The organism is Streptomyces sp. NPDC005533, assembly GCF_042871845.1.
Taxonomy (GTDB): domain Bacteria; phylum Actinomycetota; class Actinomycetes; order Streptomycetales; family Streptomycetaceae; genus Streptomyces.
Window position 1 is genome coordinate 1 of record NZ_JBIAJH010000055.1, and the last position, 18,863, is coordinate 18,863.

Sequence of the window (18,863 nt, forward strand, 5' to 3'; positions counted from 1 at the left end):
GCACGCTGGACATCGGTCACCGACAACGGCGGAATCTTCGGGCCAGGACGACTCATACCCCAACCAACGACAAACCTCTGACTCAGGTCACTAGGCGGAAGCAGGCGAACCCGCGGCGGCCGAGCCGGCGGCCCGTTCCAGGGCTTCCAGGACGGTGCCCCTGAACAGCTCGGCCTTGTACCCGGTCTGCGGCAGCGGACGGCAACGGGCCAGTACCGTCGCGGCGGCTTCCGCGAGGACCTCGGCGTTGGCCTCGCGGCCGATCAGGGCGGCCTCGACTTCCCTCAGCCGCAGCGGGACCCGCGCCACCCCGCCCGCCGCGACGGCGGCGTGCGTGATGGTGGCGCCGTCGAGCGCGAGCCGGGCGGTGGCTTCGACCAGGGGCCATTCCGCGTGGGCCCGGCTGATGGCCCGGTGGCAGGCGGCCCGTTCGCCGGGCCAGGGCGCGGGCAGGTGGACCGCGGTGAGGATGCGATCCGGCGGCAGCAGGTGGTCGGCCTGGAAGAGCCTGTCGCCGTCTCCGTACAAGTCGGCGATGCCGCGCGGGGATTCACCGTGGACGGCGACCTCGGCGCCGTAGGTGAGCAGGGCCATCGCGAGGGTGGACGGGTGCGGGGTGACGCACAGTCCGTCGCCGCTGACCACGCCGAAGTGGTGGTCGCCCTGGCGTGCGGGGCAGTCGTCGCCGCCCTTCTGGAGGCAGCTGACGTGCGGATTTCGGTAGTACCAACAGCGGTTGCGCTGGAGCAGGTTGCCGCCCAGGGTGCCGGCGGCGCGGATCTGCGGGGTGGCCGCGGTCCCGGCCGACACCGCGAGGGCCGGCCAGCCGGCGCGCACCTGTGGATCGGTGGCCAGTGCGGCGAGGGTGGTCAGGGCGCCGATCCGCAGTCCGCCGCCGGGGAGCGGTGTGCAGCCGCGCAGGTGGCCTGCGGCGCCGAGGTCGGTGAACGGTCCGGGAGAGATGCCGCTGCGTTGCCGGGCGGTGGTGTCGGTGCCGCCGGCGCGCAGTTCCCCGCCGCGGGCCAGGACGGCGGCCGAGAGGTCGGTGAGGGCGGGCTCGGTGCTCACGTCGCCAGTCCTTCCAGGAGCCGGTCGGGGCGGATGGGCATGTCGTACGGGCGCCAGCCGGTGGCGTCGTGGACGGCGTTGGCCAGGCAGGCGGCGGTGGGCAGGGTCGAGATCTCGCCGAGGCCTACGCCGCCGCCGGGGACGTGTGCGAAGCCCTCCCGGTGGAAGTGGACGGTGATCTCGGGGGTGTCGCCGATCCCGGGGATGCGGTAGTCCTCCAGGTTGTCGGTCAGCACCCGGCCGGTGGTCGGGTCGGTGCGCCGTTCCTCGTACAGGGCGTAGCCGATGCCTTGGACTACGGCGCCCTCGCACTGGCTGCGGGCCAGCCGGTCCTCGTGGATGCGGCCGGCGGCGATGCCGCTCCACACGCGCAGCGGGCGGGTCCGGCCGAGCCGCGTGTCCACCTCGACCTCGGCGACCTGCACCGATCCGGTGAAGCCGCGGCCGACGGCGATGCCGCCCAGGGTGAAGGGGGTGACGTAGCCGCGGCGGTCGCGGCGGCGCCGGCCGGTCACCCGTACGCCATGTGCGGCGTCGAGCCGGGCGGTGATGTCGCCTCCGCCGAGCGCGTCGCGCAGCCGGGCGGCGGGGACGATGGAGGGCGTGGTGCGGCTGCCGCCGGAGGTGGGGCCGTGTACGGCGTCGCTGTGGCCGATCTCGGCGCGCACCCTGCCCTCCGGTACGCCGAGGCCCTCGGCGACGGCTCGGAGCAGCACGGTCCGCGCGCCCGTGCCCATGTCCTGCACGGCGCAGCGGGCGACGACGGTGCCGTTCTCGACGGTGAGCTCGACCTCGGTGACGGGATCGAGGAAGTACAGCCAGTTGGCCGCCGCGACGCCGACGCCGCGGCGGAACCGTCCGGTGCCGCCGCGGGGGCCCGACCAGACGGGTAGCGCGGCGGCCCAGTCGTACAGGGCGTGCCGTTTGGGGTTGCCGTCCCAGCGGCGGCGCAGGGCGATCGGGTCCTGTCCGAGGCGGTGGGCCATCTCGTCGACGGCCTGCTCCAGGGCCCAGCACATGGTGGGTCCGCCCGGGCCGCGGAACGGGGCGCCCGGAGGCCGGTGGGTGAGGGTGTCGAAGTCGCGGAGGCGGCGCGGGGCCTTGCCGTACATGAACCGGGCCAGTGATGCCACGGAGCCGCCGACGGAGATCCCGCCGTCGGTGTCGGCGTCCATGGCCAGCGCGTTCAGGTCGCCGGACGCGTCCGCGACCATCGCCAGGCGGATCCGGGTGCCGGGCCGGTATCCGCCGTCGGTGAGCTCCTCGTCCCTGTCGAGCACCACGCGTACCGGGGCGCCGTGCAGCCGGGCCAGCTCCACGGCGGCGACGACGTCTGAGGTCAGGCCCATCTTGCAGCCGAATCCGCCGCCTACGTGGACGGCCCGCGCGACCACCTTGTCGACGGGCACGCCGAAGCGCTCGGCGGCGAGTTCGGCGGTGCGCTTGACCGATTGTGTGGAGACCTCCAGGTGGAGGGTTCCGTCGACCCACTGGGCCAGGCAGGCGTGCGGTTCGAGGGGGGTGTGGGTCTGTGCGGCGGTGGTGAACACGCCTTCGACCACCCGCTCGGGGTTGCGGCTGCGGGCTTCGGTGATCCGCCGCACGGCGGTGGCGGGGCGCTTGCTCATGGCGGACGGGCCCCGCAGGTTGCCGCGCCAGCGGGCGGGCAGCAGCTGGGGGGATTCGCCGGATCCCGGAGCCCGCTTGCGCGCCGCCTTGTCCTCGTAGACCGGCGGGCCCTCGCCGGCCCGGGCCTGGCGTGCGTCCAGGGCCGCCGGCAGTACCTCGTAGTCCACGGTGACGCGCGCCGCGGCCGCCCGTGCGGCGGCCCGGTCCGGTGCCGCGACCGCGGCCACCGGCTGTCCGACGTACCGCACCACGCCGTCGGGAGGCAGCAGCGGCACCAGCGGCAGGTCCCCGGCTTCGAGGGAGCGTACGTGGGCGTGGGCGTGCGGCGAGCGGATGATCACCCCTTCCAGCAGGCCCTCGGGGCGCAGGTCGGTGGTGTACCGGGCCGCTCCGGCGGTCTTCTCCGGTGCCTCGGCGCGCGGGACCGTCGGAGCTTCGCCGTCGGTCGGCGGCGTGTCGTAGGCGCCGGCGCAGGCCCCGGCGACCGCCCTGAAGATGCCCTCGTACGCACCGCAGCGGCACAGGTGGCCGGCCAGGGCGTCGGCGATCTGTTCGCGCCCGGGACGGGTGCGGCCGTGCGTGGCCCGCCACCGCTCGTAGAACGCCGCCGCCTCGACGACGAACCCCGGGGTGCAGTAGCCGCACTGGAGGGCGTCCTCGCCGGCGAAGGCGCGCGCCACCGGATGGCCCGCGAGGCCTTCCGCGGTCGTCACCCGTCGACCGGCGAGCACGACCGCCGGTGTCAGGCAGGCCACCCTGGGCTCACCGTCGACCTGGATGGTGCAGGCGCCGCACACCCCGCCGGAGCAGACCAGTTTGGTGCCGGTCAGCCCCAGCCGGTCCCGCACCACTTCCACGGCGGCCGGGTCGTCGTCCACGTCCACGTCCACTGCGCGCCGGGCGCCATTGACCTCGAACTCCACGAGACGTACTCCTCAGCCGTGGGGGTGGGCGCCCGTCGGGCCGCGCGCTCACCTTCACGCTCCTTGATATACCGCTCCCGGGGTCGCCGCAGGTCGGCGCGCGCCCGGCGGGCGCCGTCCCGTTCGGATCGTGTCGGCCGAGCCCCCGCCGTCCGGCGGACACCGCGCATCCGAGGGCGGGTGCTCCGGTGCCCGGCCGCGGACGGCGAGGACGCGCTCGACCGGGTCGTCGCCGGCCGGTCAGAGCCGGCCCAGCTCCTCCCGCAGGTCGTCCAGCCCCAGGGAGCCGAGCGACAGCGCGGCCATGTGCCACCGCTTGAGGTCGAACGCCGTGCCCCGGCGGGCCCGGGCCGTCTCCCGGCCCTGTAGCCAGGCCCGTTCGCCCAGCTTGTACGTGATCGCCTGCGCCGGCCGGCCCAGGTAGCGGACGATCTCGCTGTCCAGGTACGCGGGCGGGCGCCCGGAGTAGCGGCCGAGGAACTCCCGGGCCAGGGCGGGGGTCCAGCGCCGGCCGGCGGCGAACGGCGAGTGCGCCGGGATTTCGAGCCGCAGGTGCATGCCGAGGTCGACCACGACCCGCAGCGCCCGGATCATCTGGGCGTCGAGATGGCCGAGCCGGTCCTGCGGCTCGGTGTAGAAGCCGAGTTCGTCCATGAGGCGTTCCGCGTACAGCGCCCACCCCTCGGTGGTGGCGCTGATCTTGCCGACGGTCGTCTGGTAGCGGGAGAGGGATCCGGCGACGACCGTCCAGTGCGCCAGCTGGAGGTGGTGGCCCGGCACGCCCTCGTGGTACCAGGTGGACACCAGGTGGTGCGTCGGGAACCGGGTCCGGCCGAGCGTCGGCAGCCAGGTGCGTCCCGGACGGGAGAAGTCCACCGCGGGCTGCGTGTAGTACGGGGCCGCCGCGCCGCCCGGCGGCGCGATCCGCGACTCCACCCTGCGGACCGGCTCGGCCAGCTCGAAGTACGTCCCGTCCAGCGCCCCGACCGCCTCGTCCATGAACCGCTGCAGCCACAGCCGTGTCTCCTCGACGCCCTCGACGGCGCGCCCGTGGCGGTCCAGCCAGGCCAGCACCGCCCACGGGTCCTCCGCCGCCCCGGGCCGGATCCGCCCGGCTTCGGCGCGCATCTCGGCGAGCAGCCGGTGGAACTCCGACCAGCCGTACCCGTACGCCTCGTCCGGGTCCACCTCGGCACCGGTGTACAGGCGGGTGAACCGGGCGTGGCGTTCACCGCCGACGGCGTCCGGCTGGCCGTCGACCAGCCCGGCGTACACCTGGGTGAACCAGTCGCGCAGGTCGGCGACCGCACTGGTCGCCACCCGGGCCGCCGTCTCCACCTCCTTGCGGGGGCCCTCCTCGGGGACGTCGGTGGCCAGTCCCCCGAAGCCGCCGGTCGTCAGCCACTCGTCCAACTGCGTGATGTTCTCCACGACTTGGCGGGGCGCTGCCCGCAGGCCTTGCTCCACCCCCACTTCGAGCGACGCCCGGTAGCCGGCCAGGGCGGCGGGCACCGCGTCGAGGCGCCGCGCGAGGACCCGCCAGTCGTCTTCCGTCGCCACCGGCATCAGTGAGAAGACCTTGCGCACCTGGTGCAGCGGGGAGGAGAGGTTGTCGACCGCCCGCAGGTGCTCGCCGGCCTCGAACTGCGCCAGCTCCGCTGCGAGCCGCTCCTTCAGCAGGGTCGCGCACCGCCGCTCGACCTCGCTGTCCGCGCCCGGCGCCCGCGCGGCCGCCGCGAGCTGCGCGAGGGTCGAGCGCGCGAGCTCGGCCAGGGCCTGTCGGCCGTCCGGCGAGAAGTCGGGGAGCGCGCCCGAGGCGCCGGGCACTCCCAGGGAGGTGCCGAGGATCGGATCGAGCTCGACGAGAGCGTCGACGTAGGCGTCGGAGATCCGACGGGGCAGGGCGTCCGGTTGCTTCAACACCCGGAGTGCCTGCCCGCCCCGCGCGGCGCCCAGTCCCCCCACCCGGCACGATGACCGGTATCGGACCAAGCGCTCTCAGCGCGTCACCGCCTCATCCTCCCGACGCATGGACCGTTTTCTCCGAGCAGCTCTTTCTGATGTATAGCGGACATGTGAACGATGACGATCAGCGTGCCCTGGAGCTCCTGCGCCGGCTCGACGGGCTGCCGGGCCCCACGCACATGGAGTTCCCGGACGGATTCGACCACCAGCGGGCAAAAGAGCGGGCAGAAGCCCTGGTCGAGCGTCTGGGACACGATTTCGGGTGCCCTTGTCGTCTCGACACCGTGCAGGACGCCGCAGCCTACTTCAACGTCCGCGTCCCCCACGAAGGGACGGAAGCCGGTTGGCCCATCACGGTCTGGTTGAGCAACTACGGCGATCTCGCCTCGATTTCGCCGCCGTCCGGGTTCCCTGACCGCATGTCCGACCCCGTCGCCCAAGGCACCGTTTCCACGGCGGACCGCCTCCGGCTGGAATCCGCGCTGGCGGACCTGGAGTACGTACTCGTCCCTCATCGCCCCCTGAAGCGCGCGTACGACGGCGTCCACACCGACTGGACGTGGGTGGGCGAGCCCAACTGGTGGATCCGCTTCTTCTCCTACCTCTGACGGCGGCTCGTCAAAGTCGTGTGGGCGCGCCGTCGACCGAGCGCGCCGGGGTTCGACGATCATGTGACCCGGCAGCCCCCAGAGCAGCCGAACGGAGCCCGGCACGTGGCCTCACTCGAACTGTCCCCGCTCCCGGTCACACCGCACGGTCCGCAGGCGGCGCCCGCCCGCGAGCCGTGGCACCGGCGTCATCGGGTGGCGCTGATCGCCACGGGATCCGTGCTCCCGCTCTACGCCTGGTGGGCCACGGCCCTCGCGACCGGGGGCGGGGATCTCGCGGCGCAGGAGGCCTGGGCGGGGTTCGTCGCGCGCCACCCCGGTGCCGTCTACAACCTCTCCTGGCACGGCGGGCTGCACACCGGTTCCTACAGTCTGATCTCGCCCTATCTGATGGCGGTGTTCGGCGTGGTTCCCGTGACGCTGGCGAGCGGCCTCGCGTCCGCCTGGCTGGTGGGGCGGATCTGTGCTCGCTGCGGCGTCGCCCGGGCTCAGTGGCCGGCGGTGCTGGCGGCCCTCATGCTCTGGTGCCAGGCGGCCTCCGGGCGCACCACCTTCCTCCTGGGCGTTGCCTTCGGGCTCGCGGCGGTACTCGCGCTCGTGAGCGGCCGTCGTGGCGCAGTCACGGCCGGCTGGGCGCTACCGGCCACGATGGCCAGCCCCGTCGCCGGATTGTTCCTCGCGATCGTCGGCACGGCCTGTCTGCTGACGTCCCGTCGTACAGCGGGAGCGACAGCGAAAGCGGCAGCGAGCACCACAGCCGCAGCCGCGTTGCTGGTATCCCCCGCGGCCGTACTCGGCCTGAGCGCCTGGCTGTTCCCCTTCCACGGCCTACAGCCCATGGGTCTGGTGCGGATCTGGCCCCCACTGCTCATGGCCGGATGCGTCGCCCTCGCCGCCCCCCGGTCCTGGCCGCTGCCGCGGTCGACCGCGGCGGTCTACGCGGTGGCTGTGGCCCTCGCCTATCTGGTCCCCTCGCCCGTCGGGACGAACATCGAGCGGCTTGCCCATCTCGCGGCTCCCCCGGTGCTGCTCGCCGCCGCGCTGGCGGGGCGCGTTCCCACCGATGCGGCGGGCGGCCGCCGGCCATGGCTCGGGAGGGCACGGCGGACCTCAGCCGTCCTCGGCCTGGCCCTCGCCGTCACCTGGGTGGGGGGAAATACGGCGGCCCACCTCATGGACACAGCCAGGGTCCCGCGGTGGGCAGCGGAAACCGGCGGTGTCGTGCACGCCCTCGAACGGCTCGGAGCGGACCGCTCCAGGGTGGAGGTGGCCATGGCCCGCAGCCATCGGGAGGCGGCCGTGCTGGCGCCGTACGTGCCCCTCGCACGCGGCTGGAACCGGCAGGCCGATGTCGAGCGCGGACCGCTGTTCTACGACGGGTACGAGGGGGCCGGCGTGCCCGGAGGGACGTTCACACCGGACGCGTACCGGGCCTGGCTCGACCACTGGGCGGTGGGCTTCGTCGTCCTGCACGAGGGCCCGCTGGACGCCGCCTCGGAGCGTGAACAGGCGCTGGTGACGGGTGGGCCCGCGTACCTGGAGCCGGTCTGGCGGGACGAGCACTGGCGGATCTACCGGGTCAAGGATCCGGTGGCGCTGGTGGATCCGCCCGCGTCCGTCGTGCGGTCGGACGCCGCCGAGGTCGTCGTACGGATGCCGGCGCCCGGAACCGTGACGCTACGGCTCGCCTATTCGCCGTGGCTCCGGGCCGAGGGCTCGGGCGGCGACGCGGCCGGGGTCGGGGGCGGGCGTGGATGTCTGGCACCGGCGCCCGACGGACTGACCCGCCTGACGGTGAGTAGGCCCGGCGAGGTCACGATCGGTTCCGCGTACCGACTTGGGGCTCGCCGATGCGCAGAGTGACGCAGCTTCCGCCCCGGCCCCCGGCCACGGCCCCGGGCACAGACAAAGGCGCGGGCACGGGCACTGAGGCTCCGGTGTCGGCCCGGCTCGCTCTGGCTTGTGTCCGTCACCACCGGATCGTCCTCCTGCTGTGGCTACTGCTCCTGGGTGCCGGGCTGGCCGCGGTCGGACCGGTGGTGGGCCGGCTGGACCGGCAGCCGTGGAGCGTGGCCCCGCACGAGTCCGTCCGGGGAAACCGCCTGCTGGACGGCGTCCGGTCCTTCGAAGGGCAGGCCGACGCGGTCGTGGCAGGCATGCCGGTGGCCGATCCCCGGTTCCGGCGGGAGTTGGCCGCCGCGAAGCGTGACCTGTCCGCGGTCCCCGGGGTGGTCGCGGTAACGGCCCCCACCGGCCCCGCCACCGCCGCTCCCTCCGAGTCCTCCGTCTCCGCAGACGGGAGAGCAGCCCTGATCTCGGTGCGACTGGGTCGCGGACTCCCCGATGGCGTACGGCAGCAGGCCGAGGCGGCGGTCGAATCCCGTGTGCGGGCCATCGCCCGCTCCGTGCCCGGCGTAGCGGTGACGCTCGGCGGCAGCGACCGCGCGCGCCGCGCCGTGGCGGACCGGTCGCTGGCCGACACCCGGCGCAGCGAGCTGGTCACCCTGCCCGTGACCCTGGCGGTCGTGTACGTGCTCTTCGGTGGCTTGGTGGCGGCCTCCGTACCGGTGTTGGCGGCCGTGTGCACGGTGGGCGCGGGGATGCTCTGGCTGCTGGTCCTGTCGCGTTGGTACGACCTCACCTCACCCGCGCTCTCGACGACCACCATGGTGGGGCTGGCCCTGGCCATCGACTATTCGCTGGTGACGGTGGGGCGGTTCAGGGAGGAGAGGGCGGCCGGGCACGACGTCGCGGAGTCGGTGGTGCGGACGATGGCCACGGCGGGGCGCGCGGTCCGGTTCGCGGCGTTGGTCGTCGCGGCCGCGCTCTGCGGGCTGGCCGCCTTCCCGAGCGACTTCTACGCGGCGATCGGCTTGGCCGCGGCGGGGACCGTCGCCCTCTCCCTCGCCGCCGCGCTGACCCTGACCCCGGCCCTGTTGGCGGCCTTTCCCGAGCGGATCGGAGCCTGCGCCGCTCGGGGCACTGGCCGAGACGCGTTCGCCCGGCTGGCCCGTTGGACCCGCCGGCACGCGCTTGCGGCCGCCGTCGGCGTCGGGGTGCTGCTGCTCGCGTGTGCCACACCCTTCCTCCGCGTCCACCTGGTCAGCCCGGTCGGGGAGCAGCAGCTCCCGCCCGCGGCGGAAGCCCGGCGCTATGCCGACATCGTGGCGGAGCGGTTTCCGCAGCACCGGGCCGATGCCGTGGTGATCGTGGCCCGTACCGATCCGGCCCGGCTTCAGGAGTGGGCGGGCCGCTTCGCGGGCGGGGCGGACGTCGAGACGGTCGGCGCGGCCACCGCTGTGGGCCCCGGCGTCTCGCTCGTCCGCATGGTGCCGCGGGCCGACCCCGAGGGCGGGCCCGCCGACCGGCTGGTCCGGCTCGTCCGGGCGGACCGCCCGGCCGAATTCCCCGTCTGGGTCACGGGACGCAACGCCCTCGACATCGATTTCAGGGCCGAGATCGTCGACCACGCGCCTCGGGCCGCCGCCTTGATCGCGGCGACCACCTTCGTCCTCCTGCTGCTGATGACGGGGTCGGTGCTGCTTCCACTGAAGGCGATCGCGATGAACACCCTGTCGCTGGGTGCGTCGTTCGGCGCGCTGGTCCTCGTCTTCCAGGACGGCTGGGGCGCGGGCCTGCTCGGCGTGCACACGCTGGGCGGACTGGGCTACTGGCTGCCCGTCGTGGTGTTCGCGCTGGCCTTCGGCCTGTCGATGGACTACGAGGTGTTCCTGCTCTCCCGCATTCAGGAACTCCACGACTCCGGGGTGGACAACGACCGCGCGGTCGAGGTAGGTGTGCAGCGCTCCGCCCGGATCATCAGCTCCTCGGCCGCCTTGATGTGCATCGTCTTCATCGGATTCGCCACGGGCGAGCTGCTGGTCATGAAACAGCTGGCGATCGCGCTGACCGTCGCCGTCGTCGTCGACGCCACGCTGGTGCGGTGCGTCCTGGTTCCGGCCACGATGACATTGCTCCGCGGCGCCAACTGGTGGGCGCCGCCCGCGCTCCGCCCGCGATGGCGCACGGTGCCCGCCAGGGTCCCGGGTGCCGGGCCGTTGGACACCTGACGCCCGCCGGGCGGCCGTCCGGCCGACCTGGGATGCGTACGGGGGCGTACGCGCGACACAACTCGGTGGCGTTCGGGGTGAAGATCGGGAAAGCTCGCGCGCATGGTTTCGGTCTTGCAGAACGTGGCGATCGACTGTGCGGATGCCTACGAGCTGGCTCGGTTCTGGAGCAGCGTGACGGGCCGTCCGCTGCATCCGGATGCCAAGCCGGGTGACGAGGAAACTGAGGTGCTGCTGACTGAGGGGCCGGTGCTGTACTTCAACCAGGTGCCCGAAGCGAAGACGATCAAGAATCGGATCCATCTGTGCCTGCGCCCGGAGACCTCGCGCGAGGGCGAGGTGGACCGACTGCTGGGCCTCGGCGCCACATTTGTCGCCGACCATCGGAATCCCGATGGCTCGGGCTGGGCCGTCCTCGCCGATCCCGAAGGCAACGAATTCTGCGTCCTGCGGAGCGAGTCCGACCGAGCGTCCTGACTTCCCGGCGCTCAACGCGCCCCCGCCAGCCAGCGCCAGACCCGTCCCTGAGCCACGATGCCACCACGTGGCCACGCCGCTGACCTGCTCTTTCGCACCCCCTACGTGAAGGTGGCGCCAATGGCGCCCCATATGGCTCTCCATGGCGCCATCGATGTGCCATCATGGTGCCACGAGAGCGCATCTCTCCGTTCGTCGACTGAGGGGTGCGCGTGGGGCGGGCGAGGCAGCGAGAGGTCGGATCATGGAGACAGCGCAGAGCAAGCAGCAGGCGGCACCCGGCGCGTTCACCGCCTTCGCCCGCTTCGTGCTCTGCGGCGGCGGGGTGGGGCTCGCCTCCAGCTTCGCCGTGGCCTCCCTCGGCTCCCGGATTCCCTGGATCCTGGCCAATGCCCTGATCACCGTAGGCTCCACGCTCCTCTCCACCGAGTTACACGCCCGCTTCACCTTCGGCGCGGGTGGGCGCGCGACCTGGCGCCAGCATGCGCAGTCGGCCGGGTCCGCGGCGGCCGCGTACGCGGTGACCTGCATGGCGATGCTGCTCCTACAGCAGCTGGTGGCGACGCCCGGTGCGGTGCTCGAGCAGGCCGTATACCTGTCGGCCTCGGCACTGGCCGGTGTCGCGCGGTTCGCGGTGCTGCGCATCGTCGTGTTCGCCCGAAACCGCTCGCAGGCCACGGCCGCCGTCCTCACCGCCGGCCCCGTGCAGGCGACCGTGACTCGCACCTCGGCCCCGGCCGGCCCCGCGGCACTCTGCCGCGCTGCCTGACCGTTCCCTTCGGCCTTGATGGACGGGGCTCGGAGCGGACGAGGCACAGCCAGTTGGACGGAATGGTGACCGTCAGGTACGAAGTCGGTAACGGTCGCCCAGGAACGGGATTTCAGCGATTCCGCCGGGCAGAACCGATTCGTCGACCACACCATTCAAGCCATGCGAAGGCATACGGGGGCCACCATGCGCACTGTCCGCAACAGCTGGAAGACCTACACCCTGGGGGCCGCGGCCATCGCCGCACTCCTCTCCTCCACGGCCTGTGATGCCGGCGGCACGGACAACCGCAAGAGCCCCACCGCTTCCGGAACCCCGAGTGCGACCGACTCCCCCACACCTACGGGCACTCCGAGCGCATCGGGCACCACCCAGCCCGGCGAGGGGGCCACAACCACTCCTTCGCGGAGCCCGAGCGGCGACAACACCAACATCGCGGCATGCAACGACAACGACCTGTCCATCGACAACTCGGGATGGCGACAGGATTCTGGCCAGCACCTCCTCATCACGGCCACCAACTTCACCGACAAGCCCTGCACCCTCTACCACTACCCGTACGTGCGCTTCGGCACCGACATCGGGGCTCCGTTCGGCAAGGCGGAGTCCAAGCCGCGGGCCATCGCCACGATCGGGCCGAAGGAGAAGGCGTACGCGGGCGTGTTCCTCTTCACAGCGGGTCAGCAGACGTGGACCGCCACGTCGTTCTCCCTCGGCTACCAGGACCGCGCCCTCAACAGCAACAAGGAGGTGGCTCCGCTCGACATCAGGTTGTCGGCCGAGGTCGGCTCCCTCACGATCGGGCCCAAGCCGTGGGTCACGTACTGGAACACCGACCTCCGCGCCATCGAGGACTTCCTGTTCAGGTCAGGCACCAACTGAGCCATGTCTCAGCCGTCCCCTTACGGCAGTGACCAGATCCGGGCCTTGCGGGGGGAACGAGGCTTACGGCCCAGGCATGGCCGCGCGTCGCCGGCGCGGTGACCGATCAGCGGTAGGGTGCGGCCGTGTCCGAGCCTCAGCGCGACCTCGTCGGTTACGGCGTCGAGCCGCCGCACGCCGCCTGGCCCGGCGGTGCCCGCGTCGCCGTCAGCCTCGTCCTGAACTACGAGGAAGGCGGGGAGCAGAACGTCCTCGAAGGCGACCGCGCGTCGGAGGGCTTCCTCCACGAGCTCGTCGGTGCGCCGCCCGTGGCCGGCGGACGCGATCTGAACGTCGAGTCGATGTTCGCCTACGGCTCGCGGGCCGGTTTCTGGCGCATCCACCGCACGCTCGCGGCTCACGGTGCACCGCTCACCGTATACGCCGTGGGGCAGGCCCTGGAACGCAACCCGGGCGCGGCGCGCGCGATGGGCGCCGCCGGTTGGGAGGTGGCGAGCCACGGCTGGCGCTGGATCGACTACCGCCACGTACCCGAGGACGTCGAGCGAGCCGACGTAGCGCGCTCGGTCGCGACGATCGAGCGGCTCGTCGGGCGCCGCCCCGTCGGCTGGTACACCGGGCGGACGAGTCCCCACACGCGGCGCCTGGTCGTCGCGGAGGGCGGCTTCCTCTACGACTCCGACGACTACTCGGACGACCTGCCGTTCTACGTCGAGACCGGCGGCCGCCCGCACCTCGTGGTGCCGTACAGCCTCGACGCGAACGACTTCAAGTTCCTGATCGTCCACGGCTTCACGACCGCGGACGACCTGCTCATGTACCTCGTCGACACGTTCGACACGCTTCATGCCGAGGGCGCCGACCGGCCGCGCATGATGAGCGTCGGCATGCACTGCCGGATCATCGGCCGGCCCGGCCGCATCCGCGCGCTCGACGGGTTCTTGAAGCACGTGGCGCAGCGCGGGGGGACGTGGCTCGCCACGCGCGAACAGATCGCGCGCCACTGGCTCGCCACGCACCCGCCCCTGCGCTGAGCACCCCGCGGTGGCCGGTGGACAGCGGAGGGCGGCCAGGCGCTCCGCTGGTCGGGGCCGGTCAGGTGCCTTCGCCGAGGACCGTGCGGATCAGTGTCCGCTGGGCGTCGGAGAGGAAGGGGTCCTGGAGGTCGATTACCTCGTCGTCGACGGTGATCCGGTAGTGGTAGCCGTCGGCCACGGGGGTGACGGCCCGTTGCGCGAGTTCCTCCAACTCCGTCGCGTCCGCGCGGTCCGAGGTGTCGAGGGCGCGGAGCTTCTCCTGGCCTGCGAAGCCTCCGGAGCGGGTGACCGTGATCAGCATGGCTGTTCCTCCCTGTTCGCAGTGGTGTCGCGCGGCCTGCACGTCGCAGCCACTCGTGCGGTTGCCCCGAACACCAGCCCGCTGTCACGGAACAGGGGAACGGCGCTACGAACGTCCGGAAAGCGCCGCCGCGTGGCCGATCGGTTGTCAGCAGGTCGGCGCCAGCGATGCGCCGTCAGCCGGCTGAGGCCGGTCGCGGCCGTCTCCGCCCGCCCGTCCGTCCGTGCGTGCGGGCAGGCGGGAGTCTTCCGGCCGCAGCGTCCCCCGCTTCGCTCACTCGATGTAGACGCTCCGGCCGTGCGCGATGGTGGCCTGGCCTGTGAAGATCGCCTGCACCACGCGGCCGTCGCAATGCGGGCCCGTCCATACCCAGGCCGTCCCGTCGGTGTGGTTGGAGACCTCCGGCGGGGCGAAGTCTCCCAGGGGGAAGCAACCGCTCGGGTCGCGGTTCGGCACGCCGTCGATGAACAGGATCCCCTGAGCCGCCTGTGCCGTAGCCGGGGTCGCCAGCGCCAGCACCGCGGCCGCCGCGCACGCCCCGAGCAGCCTTGCCGTACATCGCATCATTCGCCTACCTCGTTCCTCTCCCTGACCAGGCGTCATGACCGAGCGTAGCCAGATGCCGACTTTCGGCGGTACGGCGTGCGGTAGTGAAGGAGGGGCGCATGGATCTTGCGGAAGCGGTGCTCGTGGACCGCTCGTGCACTCGGCCCAAGTGTGTCCGGATGCGCGGAACGGCCTAGTCGCACATGCCCGCGTTCCGGTGGACGGCGACGCTGAGGGCATGACCGACGAGCCGATCGTGGTAGTCCATCCCCCGGACCGGAGGGGGCTCCGTGGAGTCTGGGTACGTGGCGAACCTGCCGGCCAGGCGTGGACGGCGCACGAGCTGCGTGACCTGCTCGACCGGTCCGGGCTCGCCGATCTGGACCTCGACGACCCGGCCATCCAGTGGCGCAGGGTGGGCCGTCACGTCTGGCCCGGCCGGGCGGCGACGAGTCACGCGACCGGCGCCCTTCTGGTGGCCGGGCTCCTCGGCTGCATGGTCCTGCTCATTTCCGTTGGACAGGTGGACGCCCTCGGGTCACCGTACTTCGCCAACAGGATGACGGGGTTCCTGCTCATGGCGGGGGGCGCGGTCCAGGGCGTCGCGGCAATCGCGGCACTGGATTTCGCGGGCAAGCGGCAGTGGCCGTACTCCGGAGTGTTCGTCATCGCGGGGGTGCTGATCGCACTGGCCGGAAATGGGTTGTTCCTCGCCATGTGGGCCGGGGAGAGGGAGTACGGAACCCCACTTTTTCCCGTGTTCGTGGCGCTGCTCGTCTGGGCGCTGTGGGCGCTTTGGGTTCTCTTTCGTGAGAAGACGTGGCGGACGGTCCCCCATCCGAAGGGTTTTGCGATCGGCTTCATGATCACCACTGCGCTCACCGCCGCCAATCTGGTCAAATCCGCCTGGTATGAACCGTCCACCGCACCGGTCTCCGTTCAAGCGAGTGCGAAATTCGGAAAGGCGACCCTCAAGGCGACCCCGAAGGGCGATTTCGTCTACGTGCCCGTGACGCTCAGGGTGAAGAACTCCGGGAAGGTGCCGGCGTACATCCTGGGCAGTGCCTTCTGGGTGGTGGGTCGGCAGTTCGCACCCACGGCGGCGGACCGGACGGAGCAGGCCTGGAAGCGGGATCTGGAGACGGGCAAGGACGTCGAGCTGTACGCGAAGCCCCCCGCCAGCACCATGGTCAGTACCGGAGAAATTCTCGGTGCGGGCAGTTACGTGAATCCCGGGACGGAGTTCGTCGTGCAGAAATTGGTCACCCTGCCACGGGAGGCCGAATTCGATGCCCTGACCGCCGAGACGAAGATCCTCACGCTCCGGAAGGACAAGGCGACACTGCCCTCGGGCCTCGAACCCCGCGGATTCTCATGGAACCCGGCGGGAGGGCCCCCGAAATGCACTTGGCCGGACTGCGGCGATGAATTCGTCTATTACGTCGGATACGTCGAGCACAGCAACAACATCGTCAACGTGACCAGAGAGCCGCGCTACCTCAACTCGTGGTGGAGGATGTATGCAGGCGGGGGTGATTCGCAAATCTCGGCAGGAGTCAGGCCGTCCCACCCGGCACGGGAGGAGTCGACCGACTGGGAAGCCGATGAGGTTTACGGGATCGAGAAGATCAAGGGCGGGGGCGATTTGGTTCCGTTCCAACCCCTGGTGGCCAGTGCGCTCAAGGACGCGAGGAAGTAGCCCGTCGAACGCGATCACCACCGGGAGACGACACGTTCGTCAACGGCACGCCACGCCACACCCTTACGCGTGGGGGTGACGGCTTTCACCTGGTCGGGCCAATCGGCGGCGGCCTGCTGCCGCGAATGGCCCAGCGACCGGACACCGGACGTGCCGCGCGTCTGATGAGATGCCTAACGTCGCTGGCAGGCAGATCGGTTCGATTCACCAAGCGTGTGGAGGTGTCATGTCCCATCGAGGCCGCTGGCTGGCAGGCGCCGCCGCAACGGTGATCTCCGTCGCCCTGCTCCTCACCGGGGGCGCCGTCGCCACGTCGCCTGAAGAGAAGTCCGGCGGTGACTTCGAGTCCGACATCGCGGTGGGCGCCTATCTGCACTACGGCTCGCCGGGGGTCGAGAGGATGCAGGGGCTCTCGCGCTGGCTCGGGGGCTCCGAGCTGCGCGCCGGCCACACGTACCTGCCCGGCGACACCTGGACGAACATCGAGGGGGCACCCGACTCCCTGCGCACGTGGGCCGAGTGGCGCAGGGCGAGAGCCGATCGACTGTTCGTCCTGAACGTCCCCATGCTGGAGCACAACGAGGCCGGCCTCACCGACGCCCGGATCGCCGAGCTGCTCCGCACCGGCGCGCGGGGTGCGTACGACCACCACTTCCGGCGGCTGGCCGAGCGCCTGGTCGGCCTCGGGGTGCCGGACACCGTGATCGTGCTCGGCTGGGAGATGAACGGCTTCAACTACACCCACCGGTGCCGGCCCGATCCCGAGAACTGGAAGAAGTACTGGCGGCGCATCGTGGCCGCCATGCGCTCCGTGGAGGGGCAGGACTTCCGGTTCGACTTCGCCCCCAACCGCGGCGTCGACGCGATCGCCTGGACCAAGTGCTACCCGGGCGACGAAGTGGTCGACATCATCGGCATGGACAGCTACGACCAGCCGCCCGGCGATTCCTTCGAGGAGCAGGTCACGCAGCCCTACGGCCTCCAGCAGCAGGTCGACTTCGCGCGGGCGCACGGCAAGCAGATCTCGTACCCCGAATGGGGCCTGTTCCGGAACGGCGACAACCCCGCATACATGCGGGACATGCTGGCGTGGATCGCCGAGCACAGGCCGCTCTACCAGAGCATCACCGACTACTGCCCGCACGGTGTGTGGCAGTGCGGGAAGAACCCGCGCTCCGCGCAGGTGTTCCGGGACTTCCTGTCCGCCCACCAGGGCAGCGATCACTCTTCCGACGGCGACCGCGAGGACCACCAGGCTCAGCCGCAACCGTAAGGCGGGGCGCCCGGGACGGGTGGATCGTCAGGGGCTCGTCGACGCGCCCTGGGTGCGGCGGGCGTAGGCGCGGGCCGCGCGGGCGCGGTCGCCGCAGCGCGTGGAGCACCAGTGGCGCCTGCCGTGCCGGAGGAGGTAGCGGGTGCAGGGAGTGGATCCACAGGCGGTGAGGCGCTCGGCGTCGGGGCCGGTGAGCAGGTCGGCGGCGTTGGCCGCGAGTACGGCGAGGGCGTGCTCGACGATCTGGGCGACGGGGTGGGCCGCTTCGCGGTAGAGGCCGCGGGCCGAGTCCCAGTGGAGCAGGGAGGCGGCCGGGGCCCGGGTGAGCGCGTGGTTGACGGCGGTCAGCGCTGCGGCGGGCGCGGGCAGCCCGGCGACGCGGGCGGCGAGCAGGGCGCGGACCTGTTCGCGCAGGGAGCGCAGCAGGCCGGCGCACGTCTCCGCCAGGCCGGTGCCGGCCGGGGCAAGGCCTCGGTCGACGAGCCACTGTTCGGCGGAGGCGGGGGTGCCCAGGAGGTCGACGTGATGCCCGCCGGGCAGGGCGATGGCGCTGTTGGCGAGGTCGAGGGCGGGGTACTCCTCGGCGCCGGGCGCGGGCGTCAGCGGCTCGGCGGTCACGATCTCTTCCATAGCTCTCATGGTACAACTCGCGGCCTTCCGTGATTCTCACGTTAAGGCTTGCGTTCATCCGTGAGAACCCTCTACGGTGATCACGGATGAACCACTCCTTAACCGTGAGGTTGCTCATGTCTGCCACCGGCACCACCGCCTTCGAGCAGTTCCCCGTCCGCGTCTTCGGCGGCCCCACCGCCCTCTTCGAGTACGGCGGTCTGCGGTTCCTCACCGACCCGACCTTCGACGCCCCCGGCGACTACCCGGCGCGCGGCGGCTCGTTCCTGGTCAAGACCGCGCCCGCCGCCGGCACCCCCGCCGACCTGGGCGACGTCGACGTGGTCCTGCTCTCCCACGACGAGCACGCCGACAACCTCGACACCTCCGGCCGGGCCCTGCTCGCCGACATCCCGCTCACCCTCACCACCCCCGGCGGCGGAGAGCGCCTGGGAGGCGGGGCCAGGGGGCTGGCCGACTGGGAGTCCGTCGAGCTGGACCGCCCCGGCGACGGCACCGTCACCGTCACGGCCGTGCCCGGGATCCACGGCCCCGGACCGCGCGAGGAGGTCGAGCCGATCACCGGCCAGGTCGTCGGTTTCGTCCTGACCGGCGAGGGCCTGCCCACCGTCTACGTCAGCGGCGACAACGCCTCGCTCGACGCGGTCAAGGAGATCGCCGCCCGGTTCGCCCCCGTGGACACCGCCATACTCTTCGCCGGTGCTCCCCGGTTCCCCGTCCTCTTCGACGGCGAACCGCTCGTCCTGAGCAGTGCGCAGGCCGCCGAAGCCACCGAGATCCTGGGCGCCCGCCGGGTCGTCCCCGTCCACTACGACAGCTGGGCCCACTTCACCGAAGGCCGGGACCAGTTGGTGGCCGCCTTCACCGCAGCCGGGCTGGCCGACCGCCTCGACCTGGGCGGACGCCCGGACCTGGGCGGGCGGGACTGACGGGGCGGGGGGTCCGTCAGCCGCAGTGGGGACCTGCGGCTGACGGACGTCTTCCCG

The 18,863-nt window shown here is 72.1% G+C and carries 16 protein-coding genes; 10 read left to right on the forward strand and 6 right to left on the reverse strand.

Translation table 11 applies throughout. The features are described 5' to 3' along the window. Positions 1-90: 90 nt before the first annotated feature. The 3 genes from ACFYP3_RS33055 to ACFYP3_RS33065 all read right to left on the reverse strand — a co-directional run bounded on the left by ACFYP3_RS33055 (position 91) and on the right by ACFYP3_RS33065 (position 5,543). A complete protein-coding gene (locus ACFYP3_RS33055) occupies positions 91-1,068 on the reverse strand; it encodes an FAD binding domain-containing protein (RefSeq protein ID WP_388840802.1) in 978 nt (325 codons plus the stop codon). Further along, positions 1,065-3,620: a molybdopterin-dependent oxidoreductase gene (locus ACFYP3_RS33060; RefSeq protein ID WP_388840805.1), complete on the reverse strand. Its 2,556-nt coding sequence runs from the start codon at positions 3,618-3,620 to the stop codon at positions 1,065-1,067. The genes ACFYP3_RS33055 and ACFYP3_RS33060 overlap by 4 nt, the downstream gene beginning before the upstream one ends. 240 nt (positions 3,621-3,860) lie before the next feature. Next, positions 3,861-5,543, reverse strand: coding sequence for a DUF885 domain-containing protein (locus tag ACFYP3_RS33065; protein WP_388840808.1), 1,683 nt, complete (start codon positions 5,541-5,543; stop codon positions 3,861-3,863). A 152-nt stretch (positions 5,544-5,695) separates the two neighbouring features. On the opposite strand from ACFYP3_RS33065, the gene ACFYP3_RS33070 reads away from it, so the two are divergent. The 7 genes from ACFYP3_RS33070 to puuE all read left to right on the forward strand — a co-directional run bounded on the left by ACFYP3_RS33070 (position 5,696) and on the right by puuE (position 13,425). Continuing rightward, on the forward strand, positions 5,696-6,193 hold the full coding sequence (locus ACFYP3_RS33070) for a hypothetical protein (RefSeq protein WP_388840812.1): 498 nt from the start codon (positions 5,696-5,698) through the stop codon (positions 6,191-6,193). A gap of 105 nt (positions 6,194-6,298) precedes the next feature. Next, positions 6,299-8,056: a hypothetical protein gene (locus ACFYP3_RS33075; RefSeq protein WP_388840815.1), complete on the forward strand. Its 1,758-nt coding sequence runs from the start codon at positions 6,299-6,301 to the stop codon at positions 8,054-8,056. 74 nt (positions 8,057-8,130) lie between these two features. Next, the gene (locus ACFYP3_RS33080) at positions 8,131-10,263 is read left to right on the forward strand and encodes an MMPL family transporter (RefSeq protein ID WP_388840818.1); all 2,133 of its coding nucleotides are present in this window, start codon (positions 8,131-8,133) and stop codon (positions 10,261-10,263) included. A 102-nt stretch (positions 10,264-10,365) separates the two neighbouring features. Continuing rightward, a complete protein-coding gene (locus ACFYP3_RS33085) occupies positions 10,366-10,740 on the forward strand; it encodes a VOC family protein (protein ID WP_388840821.1) in 375 nt (124 codons plus the stop codon). Between the two features lie 244 nt (positions 10,741-10,984). Next, positions 10,985-11,509, forward strand: a complete 525-nt coding sequence (locus ACFYP3_RS33090) for a hypothetical protein (protein WP_388840824.1) — start codon at positions 10,985-10,987, stop codon at positions 11,507-11,509. Between the two features lie 162 nt (positions 11,510-11,671). Further along, positions 11,672-12,391 (forward strand): DUF4232 domain-containing protein, encoded by a 720-nt coding sequence (locus tag ACFYP3_RS33095; protein ID WP_388840827.1) that lies wholly within the window; start codon positions 11,672-11,674, stop codon positions 12,389-12,391. A 125-nt stretch (positions 12,392-12,516) separates the two neighbouring features. Further along, positions 12,517-13,425 carry an allantoinase PuuE gene (gene puuE, locus ACFYP3_RS33100; RefSeq protein WP_388840830.1) on the forward strand — a complete coding sequence of 303 codons (909 nt, stop codon included), beginning with the start codon at positions 12,517-12,519 and terminating at the stop codon, positions 13,423-13,425. A gap of 61 nt (positions 13,426-13,486) precedes the next feature. On the opposite strand, the gene ACFYP3_RS33105 is transcribed toward puuE, so the two are convergent. Both ACFYP3_RS33105 and ACFYP3_RS33110 read right to left on the reverse strand, forming a co-directional pair. After that, entirely contained in the window at positions 13,487-13,729 is a 243-nt protein-coding gene (locus ACFYP3_RS33105; protein ID WP_388840833.1) for a protealysin inhibitor emfourin, read from the reverse strand. A gap of 273 nt (positions 13,730-14,002) precedes the next feature. Then, entirely contained in the window at positions 14,003-14,296 is a 294-nt protein-coding gene (locus ACFYP3_RS33110) for a hypothetical protein (RefSeq protein WP_388840835.1), read from the reverse strand. A gap of 217 nt (positions 14,297-14,513) precedes the next feature. On the opposite strand from ACFYP3_RS33110, the gene ACFYP3_RS33115 reads away from it, so the two are divergent. Further along, positions 14,514-15,974 (forward strand): hypothetical protein, encoded by a 1,461-nt coding sequence (locus tag ACFYP3_RS33115; protein WP_388840838.1) that lies wholly within the window; start codon positions 14,514-14,516, stop codon positions 15,972-15,974. A gap of 226 nt (positions 15,975-16,200) precedes the next feature. Continuing rightward, the gene (locus tag ACFYP3_RS33120) at positions 16,201-17,247 is read left to right on the forward strand and encodes a glycoside hydrolase family 26 protein (RefSeq protein WP_388840841.1); all 1,047 of its coding nucleotides are present in this window, start codon (positions 16,201-16,203) and stop codon (positions 17,245-17,247) included. Between the two features lie 27 nt (positions 17,248-17,274). Here the strand turns inward: ACFYP3_RS33120 and ACFYP3_RS33125 are convergent, their stop codons facing one another. Beyond that, positions 17,275-17,886, reverse strand: coding sequence for an ABATE domain-containing protein (locus ACFYP3_RS33125; RefSeq protein ID WP_388840843.1), 612 nt, complete (start codon positions 17,884-17,886; stop codon positions 17,275-17,277). A 107-nt stretch (positions 17,887-17,993) separates the two neighbouring features. On the opposite strand from ACFYP3_RS33125, the gene ACFYP3_RS33130 reads away from it, so the two are divergent. Continuing rightward, entirely contained in the window at positions 17,994-18,806 is an 813-nt protein-coding gene (locus ACFYP3_RS33130) for an MBL fold metallo-hydrolase (protein ID WP_388840846.1), read from the forward strand. Positions 18,807-18,863: the final 57 nt, after the last annotated feature.